The organism is Croceicoccus mobilis (assembly GCF_001661965.1).
Taxonomy (GTDB): domain Bacteria; phylum Pseudomonadota; class Alphaproteobacteria; order Sphingomonadales; family Sphingomonadaceae; genus Croceicoccus; species Croceicoccus mobilis.
On the sequence record NZ_LYWZ01000023.1, the window covers coordinates 330,935 to 348,278 of the forward strand.

Annotated in this window: 14 protein-coding genes and 1 pseudogene; 7 read left to right on the top strand and 8 right to left on the bottom strand. The window is 62.8% G+C overall.

Annotated elements, in window-relative coordinates; genetic code table 11:
• Nucleotides 1–6: 6 nt before the first annotated feature.
• Genes A9D13_RS13570 through A9D13_RS13585 form a run of 4 tightly spaced genes read right to left on the bottom strand, consistent with a single transcriptional unit; the run spans nucleotide 7 to nucleotide 6,163 of the window.
• Nucleotides 7–1,236, bottom strand: coding sequence for a metal-dependent hydrolase family protein (locus A9D13_RS13570; protein ID WP_156522066.1), 1,230 nt, complete (start codon nucleotides 1,234–1,236; stop codon nucleotides 7–9).
• A 26-nt stretch (nucleotides 1,237–1,262) separates the two neighbouring features.
• A complete protein-coding gene (locus A9D13_RS13575; RefSeq protein WP_066774587.1) occupies nucleotides 1,263–2,465 on the bottom strand; it encodes an MFS transporter in 1,203 nt (400 codons plus the stop codon).
• 3 nt (nucleotides 2,466–2,468) lie between these two features.
• Entirely contained in the window at nucleotides 2,469–4,112 is a 1,644-nt protein-coding gene (locus A9D13_RS13580; protein ID WP_066774589.1) for a hydantoinase B/oxoprolinase family protein, read from the bottom strand.
• Nucleotides 4,109–6,163 (bottom strand): hydantoinase/oxoprolinase family protein, encoded by a 2,055-nt coding sequence (locus tag A9D13_RS13585; RefSeq protein WP_066774591.1) that lies wholly within the window; start codon nucleotides 6,161–6,163, stop codon nucleotides 4,109–4,111. The genes A9D13_RS13580 and A9D13_RS13585 overlap by 4 nt, the downstream gene beginning before the upstream one ends.
• A 213-nt stretch (nucleotides 6,164–6,376) precedes the next feature.
• On the opposite strand from A9D13_RS13585, the gene A9D13_RS13590 reads away from it, so the two are divergent.
• The 6 genes from A9D13_RS13590 to A9D13_RS13615 all read left to right on the top strand — a co-directional run bounded on the left by A9D13_RS13590 (nucleotide 6,377) and on the right by A9D13_RS13615 (nucleotide 12,563).
• Entirely contained in the window at nucleotides 6,377–8,623 is a 2,247-nt protein-coding gene (locus tag A9D13_RS13590) for a TonB-dependent receptor (RefSeq protein ID WP_156522067.1), read from the top strand.
• Nucleotides 8,624–8,685: 62 nt separating this feature from the next.
• Nucleotides 8,686–9,984 (top strand): NAD(P)/FAD-dependent oxidoreductase, encoded by a 1,299-nt coding sequence (locus tag A9D13_RS13595; RefSeq protein ID WP_082922409.1) that lies wholly within the window; start codon nucleotides 8,686–8,688, stop codon nucleotides 9,982–9,984.
• Nucleotides 9,977–10,354, top strand: coding sequence for a hypothetical protein (locus A9D13_RS13600; protein ID WP_066774597.1), 378 nt, complete (start codon nucleotides 9,977–9,979; stop codon nucleotides 10,352–10,354). Before A9D13_RS13595 ends, A9D13_RS13600 begins: the two co-directional genes overlap by 8 nt.
• A 41-nt stretch (nucleotides 10,355–10,395) precedes the next feature.
• Nucleotides 10,396–11,565, top strand: coding sequence for a pyridoxal phosphate-dependent aminotransferase (locus tag A9D13_RS13605; protein ID WP_066774599.1), 1,170 nt, complete (start codon nucleotides 10,396–10,398; stop codon nucleotides 11,563–11,565).
• Between the two features lie 54 nt (nucleotides 11,566–11,619).
• A complete protein-coding gene (locus A9D13_RS13610; protein WP_082922421.1) occupies nucleotides 11,620–12,129 on the top strand; it encodes a MarR family winged helix-turn-helix transcriptional regulator in 510 nt (169 codons plus the stop codon).
• A gap of 20 nt (nucleotides 12,130–12,149) precedes the next feature.
• Nucleotides 12,150–12,563: an acyl-CoA thioesterase gene (locus A9D13_RS13615; protein WP_066774603.1), complete on the top strand. Its 414-nt coding sequence runs from the start codon at nucleotides 12,150–12,152 to the stop codon at nucleotides 12,561–12,563.
• 10 nt (nucleotides 12,564–12,573) lie between these two features.
• Here A9D13_RS13615 and A9D13_RS13620 read toward each other — a convergent pair whose 3' ends face one another.
• The 4 genes from A9D13_RS13620 to A9D13_RS13635 are packed head-to-tail and all read right to left on the bottom strand — an operon-like array spanning nucleotide 12,574 to nucleotide 16,383.
• On the bottom strand, nucleotides 12,574–12,933 hold the full coding sequence (locus A9D13_RS13620; RefSeq protein WP_066774605.1) for an acyl-CoA thioesterase: 360 nt from the start codon (nucleotides 12,931–12,933) through the stop codon (nucleotides 12,574–12,576).
• On the bottom strand, nucleotides 12,930–13,358 hold the full coding sequence (locus tag A9D13_RS13625) for a RidA family protein (protein WP_066774608.1): 429 nt from the start codon (nucleotides 13,356–13,358) through the stop codon (nucleotides 12,930–12,932). The genes A9D13_RS13620 and A9D13_RS13625 overlap by 4 nt, the downstream gene beginning before the upstream one ends.
• 11 nt (nucleotides 13,359–13,369) lie before the next feature.
• On the bottom strand, nucleotides 13,370–14,110 hold the full coding sequence (locus tag A9D13_RS13630; RefSeq protein WP_066774610.1) for an SDR family NAD(P)-dependent oxidoreductase: 741 nt from the start codon (nucleotides 14,108–14,110) through the stop codon (nucleotides 13,370–13,372).
• A complete protein-coding gene (locus A9D13_RS13635; RefSeq protein ID WP_066774612.1) occupies nucleotides 14,107–16,383 on the bottom strand; it encodes a bifunctional salicylyl-CoA 5-hydroxylase/oxidoreductase in 2,277 nt (758 codons plus the stop codon). Before A9D13_RS13635 ends, A9D13_RS13630 begins: the two co-directional genes overlap by 4 nt.
• A gap of 239 nt (nucleotides 16,384–16,622) precedes the next feature.
• Between A9D13_RS13635 and A9D13_RS13640 the strand changes: the two are divergent.
• Nucleotides 16,623–17,344, top strand: a pseudogene (locus A9D13_RS13640) (IS3 family transposase); the annotation flags it as partial.

Below are 17,344 nucleotides of genomic sequence, written 5' to 3' on the forward strand. Positions count from 1 at the left end.
GAGCCGTCAGCCAATATCTTGCTTGTGAAAGCGACCGTCCTTCATGATGGCGACGATAGCGTTGTAACGGGTTTCTAGCAACTCGATCCGCTCATCCGGATTGCCGTCTATCACCAATAAATCGGCCAGCGCACCCGGCGCGATACAGCCCAGCTTACCGCCCTGCCCCAGGATTTCGGCGTTGATCGATGTGGCCGACTTCAGGATCTCCATCGCGGGCAGGACGTCGGCGCGCAGCTTGAACTCCTTGGACTGCGCCTCGATCATCTCGCCCATGAGATCGGTGCCGAATCCCATGGTGGCCCCCGCCTCGCGGCAGATGCCCAGCATGTTGGCGCCCGCTTCGTTCACTTCGGCCAGCTTGCGCTTTACTTCAGGGCGCAGGCCATAGAAATCGGCATTGTCCGCGCTTTCGCGATAGCAGATCAGCGTAGGCACGATGAACGCGTTCTTCTCGGCCGCCAGCTGCGCGGTCTCAAGGTCGATGAAATTACCGTGCTCGATCGTGCGAACGCCGCCTTCCAATGCGTTGCGGGTGCTCTTGGCAGTGTAGCTGTGCGCCGCGACATAAGTGCCGCGCGCACTCGCCTCGGCCACGGCGGCGCGGATTTCGTCCATCTGGTACTGCGTGTGGTCAAGCGCGTCATGCGGGCTGCCGACACCGCCCGACACCATGATCTTCAGATGGTCGGCACCCTTGCGCAGTTCCTCGCGCGCGCTGTGCTGCACCTGGTCGGGGCCGTCAGCCAGCCGGGTCATGATGTCGAGCGCGGAGGTGCAGGCGCAGGGGATCGATTCATCGGTGATGAAGCGATGGTCGCCATGCCCGCCCGTCTGGCTGAGCGCGCGGCCCGAGACATAGAGCCGCGGCCCTTCGACCAGCCCCAGTTCGATCGCGGTCTTCATCCCCCAGTCGCCGCCTGCGACATCGCGCACGGTGGTAAAGCCGCGCATCAGCATGTCGCGCACCCGGTGGATGGCATGCGCCATCATCAGCGTGTGCGGCATGCCGCGTTCCTTGTCGGAATTGAGATGCACCGAATAGACGTGGACATGGGCGTCGATCAGGCCGGGCATCACCGTCTTGCCCTTCAGGTCGATAATTTGCGCGCCCTCTGCCGTGATCGGCACGTCGGACACTTCGCGGATCTCGTTCCCGTCGACAAGGATATGCATGTCCTCGCGCACGGTGTCAGACACACCGTCGATCAGGCGGCAATTAGCGAAAACGATCATGGGGGAAGCTCCGTCGGTATCGTGTGTCATGCCGCGGTGGCCGCGGCGGCGCGGCCGTGGCGATTGGCCAGCGGCGCGATGGCGATGATGATGATGGTGAAAATGACGAAATGGATGAACGCTGCCCAGGTCAGGCCCGACCAGCTGGCGCTTTCAAGGCTGACGCCCCCGACCCACGCGCCCAGCGAACTGCCTGCCGTCATCGCGGCCGACGATGCCGCCGCCAATCGTCCCGCCGGATCGGCCAGCGAAAGAACGCCCATCACATAGGGGGTGATGAACAGCGACAGCAGCATGAAGGCAGGCACCGCGATGGAAAACGCCTGGCTGGTCGCCACAAAACCGATGACGAACACGGCCACGACCTTGAGCACGATGGCACCGATCATCGGCACACCATAGCCAAAGCGCGTGTCGAGCATGCGCACCAGCCCCGGTCCCGCGATGGTCAGGAATGCCGATAGCGAAAGCACGGCCCCGATCTCGGTAATGTCCATCCCGTCGCGTGCGCCAATGCGTTCGATGAAGGTCCAGATGACATTATGGCCCGACCACAGGATGATCAGCGCGGCAAATGCAAGGAAGCCAAACAGGGGCAGGCTTCGCAAAGACAGGCCGGTAAGTTCGCTCGAAGTCAGCCGCTCTGCCGGAAAGCCGACCATGAAGATCGCGCCGATAACGGCCACGATCCCCATCGACACGAATGCTCCGCCGGCCCCGTCCCACTGGATCGCGAAAGGCACGGCCAGGTAGAATGCAGCGGAAAACAGGGCATAGACGATGTTAAGCAGTGCAAAGGCCCGCGTCGGGCGCGACGATCCGGCGGCAAGGCTGAAGGCGATTGCCACCACCAGCCCCTTGCCAAGACCGCACAGCATGCGCGCCGCGATCAACTCGATCTCTGTCGAGGAGAAGGCCGAGGCGAAATTGCCCGCGACCAGCAGCACGATCCCGATCGCCGCTGTCAGCCGGGTCGGGAATTTCTGGATGCGCAGCGCCACCAGCAGCGAAACCGCAGCCACCGCCATGAATTCGAACGAACCGATCCGGCCAGCAGCCGCTTCGGAAAGGCCCAGATCGTCGATGACCGCCCCCACCCAAAGCGGCATCACCATTTGCGAGGAAAAGGCGCTGCAAACGACGACCAGCAGGGATACCCACTGAAAGCGCGTGAAATCCGTGGCTTCGGCGGCGGGGCCAGTGCTGGGTCCGGTGGGGGCTGCTGGCATCGCTCAGCCTGCCTTTGCGACAATGCCGTCGGCGATGTCGGCGGCCTGCGCCTCGGCGCTGCGTTCGCTGGCCGGGCCATAGCCGCCGCCGCCGCCGGTTTCGGCGGTGAAACGGTCGCCAGTGCCCAGCGGCAATTGCTCTGCCTTGCGCACGACAAAGCCCTCGGGATGCTCAGCATTGACGACGGTGACGACGGGGCTCGAGCCGTCCTCGCCGCCGAACAGGCCCCACTCGGGCGTTTTCGCGCGATCGAAATGCAACGTCACGGTCATGGGGGCGAGCGCCTCATACTCCTTGACGCAATTCTGCCCGCCACGGAACTTGCCAGCACCACCGCTGCCCGCGCCCAGTTCAAGGCGGCGGATCCGCACCGGAGCGCGATGCTCCAGCGTCTCGACGGGCATATTGCGGAAATCGCCTGCGGCAGAGTGGATGACCGCGCTCGGGCCATCACCCTTTGCGCTGGCACCCCAGCCGCCATCCAGCGCCTCGCCGCTGGTGAAATGCTTGCCGCTGCGCGGGTCCATGCCCATCAGGAACACGTTCCAGCTATCTCCCGGCAGTCCGGCCGCCACGTCATCGGGCAGCACGTCGGACAGCGCCTTGATAATCAGGTCGATCAGCAGCATCACCGGATGCGGGCGCATGCACGGCGCGGGCGCTTCGGCAGCATAGATCGAACCGCTTTCGGCCTTCACCTCCATCGCGCGGAAACTGCCATCGTTGATGTCGGGCTCGGCTTCGGGATACAGCAGGGCCAGCGCCAGCCGCACGGCAGACACAGTGTTGGCAAAACCGGTGTTGAGATTGCCCGGCCGCTGCTTCGACGATCCATGCGTATCGACCAGCATGGTGTCGCCCTTGATGGTAACGGTCACCTTCGCCTCGACCGGATCGTCGGTAACGCCATCGTCGTCCGAACAGCCCTCTGCCGTATAGACGCCATCGGGGATGGAGGAGATGAAGGCGCGGAATTTCCGGTCGGTGGTGTCGAAGATCTGGTCGGCGCAGGCCTCGATCACGTCGCGGCCAAATCGTTTTTTCAGCCAGATCATCCGGTCGCTGCCCAGCCGGATCGCGGCCAGCTGCGCCTTAAGGTCGCCCATCAACGTGCGCGGCACGCGGCTATTGAGGCAAAGGAGATCGATGACGTCGCGCACGAATTCGCCGCCCTCGACGATCCGCGTCGGCCCCCAGCGCACGCCTTCCTGAAAGATGTTGCGGCTGTTGACGGGAAAGCCCGGTTCGGCGGTGCCAATGTCGGCCCAGTGGGCACGGATGGCGATGAAGCCCAACACTTCTTCTTCATCCGCGATCACGCCGATCACGTCGACATCGTTGAGATGGCCGCCGGTGATGAACGTGTCGTTCACGGTAAACACATCGCCTGCGCGCAGGTTTTCCAGCCCGTAACGTTCAATCGTCGCCTTCAGCCCTGCGTCCAGTCCGCCGGTAAACAGCGGAAGGCCCGCATATTGGCCCAAAAGGCGGGCATGGCGATCAAATAGCGCGATGCCATAATCATGCGCCTCATAGATGATCGGCGAATAGGCCGAACGCGCGATCATCGCGCTCATGTCGTCGGCGATCGCGTTATAGGCGTTGCGGATGACTTCGCTGGTGATAGGGTCGATGCGGGCGGTCACTTCGAGATCTCCTCGTAAGTCAGCACGAGATTGCCGAGCGCATCGATTTGCGCCGAGAAATCGGGTGGCACGATGGTCGTTGCGGTCGATTCCTCGATCACGCACGGCCCCTGATAGGCCTGTTCGGGCATCATGGCACCACGTGCGATAAATCGGGTTTCGTGCGCATTTCCATCAAAGATGATGCTGCCGGTGCGTTCGGCCCGGTCGCTTTCGGGAACGGCATCATTTGCAGCCAGCAGCGTGCGCGCATCCAGTGCGCTGCGCCCCGTGGCGCGAAGGCGCAGCGTAGCAACTTCCAGCGCCTCTTCCGGATTGGAGTGGCCGAACACCTGCCGATAGGCATTTTCGAACTTATCGCGCAGCGCGCTAGCGCAGCCATCGCTGCTCGCAAACAGCTCCGCTTCCAGCGTGATGGCGATGGTGTGCTCCTGCCCGACATAGCGCACGTCGACCATGCGTTCGAGCATGATGCGCTCTTCGGGCACGCCTTCGGCTTTCAGTCTCTCGGTCAGGGCGGTGCCAGCATCGGCGTACCATGAATCGAGTTCGGTCCAGTCGATATCCTCGACCGGTGACAAGATCGTTTCGGCGTGATCGTGGACAAGATCGGACTGCAGCATGCCCCAAGCCGAAAACGCCCCGGCCGCCCGCGGCACGACGACTTTGCCCACGCCCAAGAGGCGCGCAATGTCGGCCGCGTGCATCGGCCCTGCCCCGCCATAGGCGACCAGCGCGAATTCGCGCGGGTCGATGCCGCGGCGCACGGTAATGGTGCGGATGGCATTCGCCATCTGTTCGTTGATGACGTCGAGGATACCCTGCGCCATCGTGTCGCCCGGCATGTCGAAGCCCGATGCGAAATCGGCGATAGCTGCCTTCGCCTTATCGGCGCTCAGCTTAAGGTCGCCAAAGGCGCAACCGTCTTCAAGGCGGCCGAGCGCGATATTGGCATCGGTCACGGTCGGCTGCGTACCACCATGGCCATAGCATGCCGGCCCAGGCCGCGCCCCGGCACTTTGCGGGCCGACGCGCAGCGAACCGGCATCGTTCCACGCGATGCTGCCGCCGCCTGCGCCAATGGTGTGGATGTCGACCATCGGCGACAACACGGGAAAGCCGCCAATCTCGCGCTCGTTCTGCACGACCGACTGGCCGTCGATGACAAGGCTGGCCTCGAAACTGGTGCCGCCCATGTCGATGCAGATCAGGTTGGGAAAGCCCGCCTCCTCTGCCAGCGCGCGCCCGGCGACATTGCCGCCCACGGGGCCCGACAGCAGCGAGAGAATGCCGCGATCGCCCGCGTCCTCGGCCTTCATCAACCCGCCGTTCGATTGCAGCAGGAACAGGCGCGTATTGGCCTTTTCTTCCAGCGCGCTCAGCAGGTCGGACAGATAGCGCTTCAGCACCGGCGAGGCATAGGCGTTGATGACCGAGGTGCTGGTCCGCTCATATTCGCGCCATTCGCGGCAAACCTCGTGCGAGGGGCCGATCAGCATGTCAGGCAGCGCCTGGCGCAGCGCGTCTGCCACGCGGGCCTCATTCGCGGGGTTGCGGTAGGAATGGAGGAAGCAGATCGCCACCGCCTCATAGCCGCCCTCGCGCAGCTGCTCGGCCAAGGCGGCAATCTCGGCATCGTCCGGCTCTGCAATAATCGAGCCATCGGGCATCGTACGCTCATCCACGGTGAAGATGTCGCGCCGCTTCACCAGCGGATCGGGATAGCGGAAATGCATGTCATAGGGCGTCGGTCGATTGCCGCGGCGCATTTCATAAACGTCGCGGAAACCCTGCGTCGTCACCAGCGCCATGCGCGCACCGCGCCGTTCGAGAAAGGCGTTGAGATGCACCGTAGTGCCATGCAGCACGGTCGCATCGCGTGTCGCATCGATGTCCGCCGCATCAAGCGCGCGGATCACCGAGGGCCAGAATTCGGGTGGGGATGACGGCACCTTGACCGTCGAGAACAGGCCGCTCGCTTCGTCATACATGGCAAGGTCTGTGAATGTGCCGCCGACATCTATGCCGACATAGGCGCGGGATGAAACCATCCTGGGGGGAGCTCCTTGGTCGCTTGGTCGAGCCGGAACCTAGACGAGAATTTTTCTTCTGCAAGTGGGATAATGGATATTGGATCCAAATTTGTTCCGTGCTAGCTGATCGCTCGGACGGAGAGATTTCGGGCCAAGAGCGTAAGGGCGCCGCGGTCCCGGGCATCACGAAACTGCCGCATTCCCATGGCGGTGATTTGAGGAGTTTTCAAAGTGACTCGGACCCAGACATTATTCCTGGCAGGCGCATCGGCATGCGCAATGTTCGCTGGTCAGGCCCACGCACAAAGCGCCGGTGATTCGGCCCAGACGACGGCAGGTTCGGTCGCAGGCGACATCGTCGTCACAGCGCAGCGCCGTGAAGAGACGGTCCAGGACGTGCCGGTCTCGATCAACGCCTTTTCATCGGAACAGCTCGACGAGCTGGGCGTAGCGACCGTTACCGACCTCGCCAGCCTAGCCCCGGGCGTTTCGATCAATTCCGTCCAGGGCGGCAGCAACCCGATCATCTCGATCCGCGGGCTCAGCCTCAATGACACATTCGGCAACAACAACCCGACCGTCGGTGTCTATCTCGACGAGGTGATCCAGCCCTTTACCCCGATGCTTTCGGGCCAGATCTTCGACGTGGAACGCGTCGAGGTGCTGAAAGGCCCGCAGGGCACGCTTTACGGCCGCAACACCACCGGCGGCGCAATCAACATCATCAGCGTCAAGCCCAGCTTCGAAACCAATGGCTATGTGAAGGCGAGCTATGCCCGCTTTGACCGTGCCGAGATCGAAGGCGCGGTCGGCGGCGGTATTTCCGATACGCTGGCGGGTCGCTTCTCGTTCAAGACCACGCAGCAGCGCGGTGGCTGGCAGACCAATGCGCTGACCGGCGAAAAGATCGGCGACGTCAACGAAAGCTCGTTCCGCGGGCAGCTGCTTTGGGAACCGACCTCGAATTTCGATGCCACGCTAAAGCTGGGCTACACCAAGACGAAGCGTGACAACCAGCTGCGCGAACATGTCGGCTACTACTCGCCCGAAGGCGGCTATTGCGCGTCTGCCCTTGCCGGCATCCGCGACGAGGCGAACTGCGTCGATTTCTTTGGCTATCAGGACCTCACGGGCAAGCGCCGCACGGTCGAGAACAGCTCCTACTTCGGCAATGAGCTGAACGCGCGCAACTATCTCGGCCAGCTGACGATGAACCTCGACCTTGGGGCGGTTACGCTTACCTCGGTCACGGCGTATAATGATTACCGCCGCGTGCTGGGCGACGATTCCGATGGCGGCGCGCTGATCGAGCTGGATTCGCAATTCACCGACGACATCAGCTCGTTTACGCAGGAACTGCGCGCGACTTCGAATGGCGACAATGTCCTCGACTGGGTCGCGGGCCTTTACTTTTCCAGCGATGAGATTTCGGGTTCGGCCGTGCAGGCGCTGACCGACACGTTCTTCCACACCATCGCCGACACCAGCTATACCCAGCAGACCGACGCCATCGCCGCATTCGGCCAGGCCGGGTTCGAGATCACCCCCTCGCTGGAGCTGATCGCAGGCTTGCGCTTCACGCATGAGCAAAAGGACTTCGCCTATGATGCGATCGATCTCGACCCCTATGGCGACAGCGGCTTGCCGACGCTGGTCGCGGGGATCGACAACACGCTGAAAGAGGACAATGTGTCGGGGAAGATCGGGCTGAACTTCGACCTTACCGACGATGTCATGCTCTATGCCAGCGTCTCCAAGGGCTTCAAGAGCGGCGGCTACAAGGCGGCAATCGCCTTTTCCGCGGCGGAAACCGATCCCTTCGACGGTGAAACCGTATGGGCCTATGAGGCGGGCGTAAAATCGACCCTGCTCGATGGCAAGATGACCCTGAACCTAGCCGGCTATTATAACGACTGGCAGGATTTCCAGGCGATGGTCACCGAAATCCGCAGCGGCGTGAACGTGATCGTTCTATCAAACGCGGGCGATGCGCGTGTCTATGGCGTGGAAGGCGAATGGATGTATCGCCCCACCGATGCGCTTTCGCTGCGTGCTTCGGCAAACTGGATGGACAGCAAGATCACCCAGTTCAACAATGCCGAGGGCGGTGACGATTATACCGGCAACCAGCTCGCCAATGCGCCAAAGTTCACCTTCACCGGCCAGGCCAAGTGGGAGCTGCCCGTCAATCTCGAAACGATGGGCGTCTACGTGCTGGGGGATGCCTCGTACAAGTCGAAGACCTACTTCTCGCTCGCCGAACGCGATCTCAGCTCGCAGGACGGCTATTGGCTCGTGAATGGCCGGATCGGCCTGCACGATAAGGGAGATGTCTGGGAAGTCGCCGCCTTTGCGAAGAACATCCTCAACAAGCTGTATGTCAGCTCCTCCTATGACAACTGGGGCGGGATCTTCCCGAGCCAGAACTTCCTGGGCGATCCGGCAACCTACGGGGTCGAGGTCAGCTACAAGTTCTGACGCCCCTCTCCCGCCCGTCTCCGCGGCCTCCCCCGGGGCCGCGGAGACCAAGCCGGTGTTACATGACAGAAAATAAAAACAATCTCTGGCGGGCTACCGCCCATGACAGGCCCCCCTTTGCCGCCCTCTCAGGCGACAGGCTTTGCGATACAGTCGTTGTCGGCGCGGGCATCATGGGCCTTTCCGCGGCGCTTGGGCTGGCCAAGGCCGGAGCCTCGGTCACCGTGGTGGAGGCCGACCGGATCGGATCGGGTGCCTCATCGACTCCCGGCGGCTTCGTCGTTCCGCATTTCAGCGTGGGTTCGCCGCGCAGCTTGGTCGACGAACACGGCAGCGCGGGCGAAGCGCTGGTCGAGATGGTGGGCCATTCCGCCGACCGCCTGTTCAAGGCGATTTGCGAACTCGAACTCGATTGCGATGCGCGGCAGGACGGGTGGTATCATCCCGCAACGCCAGCCGCGCTTCCACGCCTTGACGCGACCATCGGCCAATGGCGCGAGGCAGGTTTCGATGCCGAGCGGCTGGATGCTGCGGAAACCACGCGGCGCACAGGTATCGAGGGATATGGCGCCAGCTGGTACGCGAAGACCGGGGGCACCATCCACCCGCTCAAGCTTTGTCAGGAACTGGCCCGCTGCGCTGCCGCGCATGGCGCCATGATCCACGAACACACGCCCGCCACGGATATCGTACGGCATGGCAGACTGTATCACGTCCAGACCCCGGCAGGACTCTTAAAGGCGGAAAAGGTCATCATCTGCACCAATGGCCTTTCAAAAGGGCTGTCATCGCTGGTGGACCGCACCATCGTGCCTATGCGCGTCTGGCAATGCGCGACCGCGCCGATCCCGGCAGAACAGCGCGCCCATCTCTTTCAGGGCGGGGAGTGCCTGTCCGACACACGCCACAATCTCTTCACCTATCGCTTCGATGTCCAGCACCGGCTGATCACCGGGACCTTTGACGCGCTTGGCGTTGACGGCCCGGCGGCGGCGCAGGCGATGGCCCGGCGCCTGCGCGACATGTTGCGACTGCCCAAAGTGCCGGAAATCGAATTCTGCTGGTCGGGCACCAGCGCGATTTCGGCCAGCCGTATGCCTCTGTCGCTCCATGTCGATGGCGGTCTGCTGGCGGCATCGTCGTGCAACGCGCGCGGTATTGCACTGTCGTTCGCCACAGGCGGCATATTGGCCGATCACGCGCTCGGCCGGCACGTCCCCCCACTTCCCATGCTGGGCCAAGGCGGGCGGACCAGCGCGCTCGTCCAGTCGCGGCTTTCGCGCCTCTATGCCCATTTGACCCCGCTTTTCGACTGGTACGAAGATCGAAAGGCGCACAACCGGAGTTCAGCAAATGGCTGAAGACACCCACGGCAACCCGATCGTCGCCTTTTTCACATGGTGGAACCAGGCGATGGCCGATACCGACAAGCTGACCGAAGAGGGTTTCGCCCGCTTTTTTACGCCCGATGCGCAAATCCGTGTGCGCGACAATCTGCGCGCCGGCTGCCCGGCCGAAATGGTGCCGCATTACGCCGCCATCGCCGCCAGTTTCGACAGCGTGCAGATGGTCCTGCCAGTGACGCGCGAAATGGCGACTGGCGATCTCGCCTTCGTGCACTGCCATACGCGCGTCATCGACAAGGGCGGTTCGCGCGACGATGCCGCGCTCGCCTATGCCGAACTGGTCGATGGCAGGATTTGCCGCCTCACCGTCGCCCCGATGGTCTGAACCGACCGCATCCCCAGACAGATAGACCGAGGAATTCCCCCGTGATCTCGCTTGCCGACCGCATCACTTCCAGCTCCAAGAAAAGCTATGGCATGTATGAACAGGCCCTCCGTCTTGAAGCCGAGGGCGTGGACCTGATCCATCTCGAATTTGGTCGCCCGATCTTCGACACGCCCGATCACATCAAGCAGGCGACAATCGATGCACTGAACGCAGGCGATGTCCATTACGGCGAAATGCCCGGCTCCACCGCCTTTCGCAGCGCGATCCGCGACAAGCTCGCCCGGTTCAACAAGATTGACGCTGGCCTTGATGAGATCATCGTCACCAATGGGCTGACGCAGGCATCCTATGCCGCTTTCATGGCGCTGGTGAATCCAGGTGACGAGGTAATTCTCCTCGATCCCTATTACCCGCAGCACGTGGGGAAGATCGAACTCGCAGGCGGCAGACCGATAATGGTCCCGCTTGACCGGGACAATGATTTCGCCATCCGCGCCGACTGGATCGAGCAGGCGATCACCCCGGCAACGAAGATGATAGTCCTCGTCAATCCGGCCAACCCCACCGGGCGCGTCTATAGCCATGAGGAACTGGCCGCGGTGGCCGAAATCGCCGTGCGCCACGACCTCGCCGTAATCTCGGACGAGGTGTACGAGATGATCACCTATGACGGGGCAGAGCATGTCTCGATCGCGACTCTGCCGGGCATGCGCGAACGCACGATCTCGATGTTCGCCTTTACCAAAGCCTATGCCATGGACGGCTGGAGACTGGGCTATGCCGTCGCGGACAAGGCACTGATGCCCGGTCTGATGACCATTTCGACCTCTGCCGTCACCCATGTGAACAGCTTTATCCAGGCAGGCGGTCAGGCAGCGCTCGAACAATCGCAGGAGCCGGTGCGCGAAATGGTCGAGGAAGACCGGGCGCGCCGCGACATCGTCATCTCCGCGCTGGCTGCGATGCCGGGCGTCACCTGCCCCGCCCCGCAAGGCACGATCTATGCCTTTCCCGATATTACGGGGACCGGCATCGCATCGCAGGAACTCGCCGAACGCATCCTTCACGAAGCGCATGTCGTGGTCGAGGCAGGCTCGTTCTATGGCCCTGTCGGCGAAGGCCACCTACGCCTGTGCTTCGGTTCCGAAACGACCGAACGCGTCGCCCTCGCCATGGAGCGGCTGAAGGCATTCTTCTCTTCGCTCTAGGGCTGCATCTTGGCGCTTGGATCATTCGCGATCCTGTCGCTATAGGCCATGGCCATGCAATCTGGCGGAGCGATACAGACAGGTGATGCCCCCGATCATTCAGGGGGCCGGGGCTCCTCCGGCGGCACCCCCCGCCCGAACGAGGACCTGCGCCTGTGGGTCCGACTTCTTTCCTGCGCCAAGGTCATCGAAAAACGTCTGCGCCGCAATTTCGCCGATGAGTTCGACACGACCCTGCCGCGTTTCGACGTAATGGCCGCGCTCGACCGTGCAGGAGAGCCGCTCTCCATGAGCGCGCTATCGCAGGCGTTGCTGGTATCGGGAGGGAACGTCACCCATGTCGTGCGGCAGCTCGTCACCGACGGGCTGGTCGAAACCGCCCCGTCCCCCGATGATGCGCGGTCCGCGCTGGTCAGCCTGACTGCGGAAGGATCGGCCCTTTTCGCCGATCTCGCCGCGGCGCATCAACGCTGGGTCACCCAAAGCCTTGGCACCATGCCGCCCGAAAGCCGGTCCGCACTGTTGACGCTGCTGAGTGAATTGCGCGGTCAGCTCGACCGCTAAGCGAAACGGAAAACACCGCCATGTTCACCACCACAACCGATGTCCGCTTCGCGCATGTCGATCCCGCCGGGATCGTGTTCTACCCGCGCTATCTCGAAATGCTGAACGGCGCGGTGGAGGACTGGTTCGGCGACGCCATCGGCTCAAGCTTCGCCGAATTGCATATCGACCGGCGCGTCGGCACGCCGACCGTGCATCTCGAAGTCGACTTCAAGATCGCCAGCCGATTAGGCGAAAGGCTCGACATCTCGATCACGCCGCTGCGCCTTGGCAAAAGCAGCTGCCGGATCGCGGTGGATTTCAGCTGCAAGGGCGAACTGCGGCTGAGCGCCGAGCTAGTGCTGGTCTGCACCGATCTCGATACGCTGTCCTCCACCCCATGGCCCGATGATCTGCGTGCCGGGATCGAACGGCAGCTGGTCCCGGCCAGCTAATCCGCTCCGACTAGCTGCCGCGTAGCGGGCGCGGCCTGCCGTCTTTGTCGATGCAGACCATCGTGAAGCGCGCCGTTAGTACCTGTTCGCGGGTGCCGCTTTCATCCTCGCGCACGCCCGAAAGCGCCAGCGTGAAAGAGGTGCGGCGCTCTTCCTCCACTTCAGCCTCGATCATGAACACATCGCCCACGCGCAGGGCGGCCAGAAAGACCAGCTCGTTCACCGCCTTGGTTACACACGGCCCGGCATGGCGCCTGCCCGCGATCCCGGCGGCGATGTCGCCTTGCCCCATGATCCACCCGCCGAACGCGCCGCCATGCAGATTGGCGTTTTCAGGCAGGACCAGCGTGGCGGTAACCGGCCCGCTCATGCCGCCACCTGCGCGGGCTTTGCCGGAATGACGGCGGTGGCCTCGATCTCGACCTTGGCGTCGGCCTCCATCAGCGCGACAACCTGCACGACCGCCATGGCCGGGAAGTGGCGGCCCAGTACCCGGCGATAGGCATCGCCGATGGCTTTCAGATTGGCGAGATATTCTTCCCTGTCGGTGATGTACCAGGTCAGCCGGACGAGATGTTCGGGTCCTGCCCCTGCTTCGGCCAGCAATGCGGCAATGTTCCGCAGCGTCTGCTCGAACTGGCCGACAAGGTCGAAATGCTCGAACTGCTGCTGCGCATTCCAGCCGATCTGGCCGCCCAGAACGACAAGCTCGCCGCCCTTGGCGACCATGCCATTCGCGTAGCCCTTTGCTTGTGCCCAGCCTTCGGGCGCAAGGAATTGATGCGGTGTGGTCATGGGTCTCTTTCTCAGATTTCGCCGCCGGACAGGGCGATGGCCTGACCGGTGACGGTGTTCGACGCCGGATCGCACAGCCAAAGCAGGGCCTGCGCGACACTCTTCGGGTCGATCAGTGTGTTCATGGGATTGGATGCAGCCAGCGCCTTGCGCGCATCTTCGGCGCTGCGGCCGGTCTTGCCCGCGATATTGGCGATAGACTGCTCGGTCATGTCCGTGTCCATGAAGCCAGGACACAGCGCGTTGACGGTGATGCCCTTGCCTGCCAGTTCCAAAGCGATGGACCGCACGAGGCCCAGCACCGCGTGTTTCGATGCTGCATAGGCCGAGGCATAGGCATAGCCCTTGAGCGCGGCGGTGGACGCGACGGCGACAATGCGCCCGCCATGGGTCATGCTGCGCGCAGCCTCACGCATCGTGAAAAAGCTGCCCATGACATTGACGGACAGCATGCGTTCGATCTCGTCCGCCTCGGTCTTGCCGATCGGGGCCGCGCCCGAAATACCGGCATTGGCGACGACGATGTCGAACGGGCCATGATCTGCAAACAGCGCCGCGACCGCCGCTTCATCGGTGACATCGCATGGGACAGCGGCAATGGCGTCGCATTCGCTTGCCAATTGATCCAGCGGAGCCGGGCGGCGGCCACAGATCACCACCTGCGCCCCTGCACAGGCCAGTGCGCGCGTCATGGCAGCCCCCGCCCCCGTGCCGCCGCCTGTCACCAGAGCGCGTTTCCCGGCCAGCGTCACGAACGCGCCCTTTCGGCAAGACGTTCGGCCTGATCGCGCCCGGCTAGATAGGGATCGGGCCAGCCGCCATCGCGCTCACCCAGATCCACCGCCGCATGCAGCGTCCAGTAAGGATCGGCGAGATGCGGGCGGCCGATGCACACCAGATCCGCGCGCCCAGCCAGCAGGATCGAATTCACGTGATCGGGTTCGGTGATATTGCCGACGGCCATGGTGGCAGACGCGCCCTCGTTACGGATGCGGTCGCTGAACGGGGTCTGGAACATGCGGCCATAGACCGGGCGCGCGGCAGTACTGGTCTGGCCTGCCGACACGTCGATGATGTCCGCGCCCGCTTCGCGGAAGGCACGGGCGATCTCCACCGCGTCGGTTGGGGTCACGCCGTCATCGCCCAGCCAGTCAGTCGCGGAAATGCGGACCGACATCGGCTTGGCCGCAGGCCATGCGGCGCGCATCGCGGCAAAGACTTCCAGCGGCCAACGCAGGCGGTTTTCAAGGCTGCCCCCATATTCGTCGCTGCGCGTGTTCGATGCAGGAGAGATGAAGGAGGAAAGCAGATAGCCATGCGCCGCGTGGAGTTCGATCATGTCGAAACCCGCCCGGTCGGCCATTTCGGCAGAGGCTACGAACTCCTCCGTGATCTCGTCCATCTGGGCACGGGTGATTTCGGCCGGCGCGTCATTCGCATCCGACCACGCGATCGGCGATGCCGAAAGCAGCGGCCAGTTCCCGGCGGTCAGCGGCTGATCCATGCCTTCCCAGCCGATGCGGGTCGAACCCTTGCGACCGGCGTGGCCGATCTGGCAGCAGATGGCCGCATCCGTCTGGTCATGCACGAAGTCGGTGATGCGCTTCCACGCCGCCTCATGCTCGGGCGCGTAAAGGCCGGGGCAGCCCGGCGTGATCCGACCCGTGGCGCTGACGCAGGTCATCTCCGTAAAGACCAGCCCCGCGCCGCCTTTCGCCCTCTCGGCGTAATGGACGAGATGCCAGTCCGTCGGCGCGCCATCGACCGCTTTATACTGCGCCATGGGCGATACGACGATGCGGTTGCGCAGAGTGAGATCGCGCAAACTGTATGGCGCGAACATCGGGCGGCGGTGCCCGTTTGACCCTGCCTTTTGCTGAAACCAGCTTTCGGCGTTCTCCAACCATTCGGGATCGCGCAGGCGCAGGTTTTCATGGCTGATCCGCTGGCTGCGGGTCAGCAGCGAGTAGTTGAACTGCACCATGTCGAGGTCAAGATAACGTTCGACATCCTCGAACCATTCGGTCGAATTGCGTGCCGCCGACTGCAGCCGCAGCACGTCGAGGCGGCGTTCGTCCTGATAGGCCTGCAGGCGGTCTTCCAGCGCCCCATCGCCAGCAACCCGTTTCGCCAGCGCGATCGCGCTTTCCACCCCCAGCTTGGTGCCGCTGCCGATGGAAAAATGCGCCGTGGCCGAGGCGTCGCCCAGCAGGACGACATTGTCTGTGTACCAGCACTCGCAATTGACGCGCGGAAAGTTCAGCCATGCCGATCCGCGGATATGGTTTGCATTCGACATCAGAGCATGGCCGCCCAGATGCGTGGCGAAGATCTTCTCCAGCACCGCGCCACTTTCGGCCTGGCTCATCTCGCCAAAACCGAACGCGTTCCACGTCTCTTCTTTGCATTCGGCGATGAAGGTCGCGGTATCGGCATCGAACTGATAGGCATGCGCCCAGATCCAGCCATGCTCCGTCTTTTCGAAGATGAAGGTGAAGGCATTGGCGAATGTCTGCCTCGTGCCCAGCCACACGAACTTGTTCGCGCGAATATCGACATCGGGTTTGAGCACATCGGCAAAGCGGCTACGCACCCGGCTGTTGAGACCGTCGGCAGCGACGACGAGATCATAGTCGCCCTTTAAGCGGTCGAATTCGGCATCATCGACCGGGTGACCGAAATGGACCACGATCCCCAGCTCTGCCGCGCGTTCCTGCAGGATCTGGAGGAGGTAGAGCCGCCCGATACCGCAGAATCCATGGCCGCTGGTGCTCACCTCCTCGTCACCGCGCACGACGCGGATATCGTCCCAATAGGCGAATCGGGCACGGATGCGCGCGGCGCTGACCGGATCGTTTTCATCAAGCGCGGCCAGCGTCTCGTCAGAGAGGACGACGCCCCAGCCGAAAGTGTCGTCGGCCCGATTGCGCTCGTACACCTCGATCACGCTTTCTGGCTGACGCAGCTTCATCGAAATGGCGAAATACAGTCCGGTAGGTCCGCCACCGAGGCAGGCGATACGCATATGCAGTGCTCCTTTGCTTTAAGCTTAAAGGATAATGATTGCATATGCAAGTATTGGGTGGGGCGCTCAACCGCCTCCAACAGAAGGATATCAAAACGTCCCCGGCACCCTCTCTTATAGGAGTGCAGCGGAGCTTCTGCCGCGCGCACTCGGACGGTGCTCTGCCACCTGAAACTTGGACCATTCGCAGCTAAAGTTTTTGGCCGTAGATTTCCTCGGCTGGGCAAGGAGTCGTGGGGTGTTCGGCTTTGCAGTTTGATCGTTCGCCCTATCACTGCCAGTCCCGTCGTACTGATCCGGCCTTTCTGAAGAAGCGCATCAAGGAATTCTGCGAGACGCACGTCCGCTACGGATACCTGCTGGTATATTACATCCTGCGCCGGGACGGTTGGTGCGTGAACTTGAAGAAGGTCTACCGGCTTTACAGGGAGTTGGGCCTGCAGCTGCGGAACAAGACGCCGAAGCGACGGGTCAAGGCCAAGCTGCGCGAGGATCGCGCACCGGCGGTCCGACCGAACGATGTGTGGGCGATGGACTTTGTTCACGACCAACTGGCGACTGGGCGTAAGCTTCGAATCCTGACCGTGGTCGATACGTTCTCCCGGCTATCGCCGGTGATCGATCCCCGGTTCCGCTACCGGGGTGAGGACGTGGTCGCCACGCTGGATCGCGCCTACCGGACGATCGGCTATCCGAAGACGATCAGGGTCGACAATGGCAGCGAACTTATCTCGCGGGACATGGATCTGTGGGCTTACCAGCGCGGTGTGATCCTGGACTTCTCCCGCCCAGGCAAGCCCACAGACAATGCGTTCATCGAAGCGTTCAACAGCAAGCTGCGCAGCGAATGCCTGAACGCCCACTGGTTCCTGTCGCTGCAAGATGCTTGCGAAAAGCTGGAGGCTTGGCGTAGACACTACAACGAGGATCGACCGCACAGCGCGATCGGGAATATCCCCCC

What these genes read in the sequence shown, in the direction of transcription:
- A9D13_RS13575 (WP_066774587.1), bottom strand. Translation starts at nt 2,465, where the DNA reads ATGCCAGCAGCCCCCACCGGACCCAGCACTGGCCCCGCCGCCGAAGCC.
- A9D13_RS13570 (WP_156522066.1), bottom strand. Translation starts at nt 1,236, where the DNA reads ATGATCGTTTTCGCTAATTGCCGCCTGATCGACGGTGTGTCTGACACC.
- A9D13_RS13600 (WP_066774597.1), top strand. Translation starts at nt 9,977, where the DNA reads ATGGCTGAAGACACCCACGGCAACCCGATCGTCGCCTTTTTCACATGG.
- A9D13_RS13635 (WP_066774612.1), bottom strand. Translation starts at nt 16,383, where the DNA reads ATGCGTATCGCCTGCCTCGGTGGCGGACCTACCGGACTGTATTTCGCC.
- A9D13_RS13615 (WP_066774603.1), top strand. Translation starts at nt 12,150, where the DNA reads ATGTTCACCACCACAACCGATGTCCGCTTCGCGCATGTCGATCCCGCC.
- A9D13_RS13625 (WP_066774608.1), bottom strand. Translation starts at nt 13,358, where the DNA reads ATGACCACACCGCATCAATTCCTTGCGCCCGAAGGCTGGGCACAAGCA.
- A9D13_RS13620 (WP_066774605.1), bottom strand. Translation starts at nt 12,933, where the DNA reads ATGAGCGGGCCGGTTACCGCCACGCTGGTCCTGCCTGAAAACGCCAAT.
- A9D13_RS13610 (WP_082922421.1), top strand. Translation starts at nt 11,620, where the DNA reads ATGCAATCTGGCGGAGCGATACAGACAGGTGATGCCCCCGATCATTCA.
- A9D13_RS13585 (WP_066774591.1), bottom strand. Translation starts at nt 6,163, where the DNA reads ATGGTTTCATCCCGCGCCTATGTCGGCATAGATGTCGGCGGCACATTC.
- A9D13_RS13595 (WP_082922409.1), top strand. Translation starts at nt 8,686, where the DNA reads ATGACAGAAAATAAAAACAATCTCTGGCGGGCTACCGCCCATGACAGG.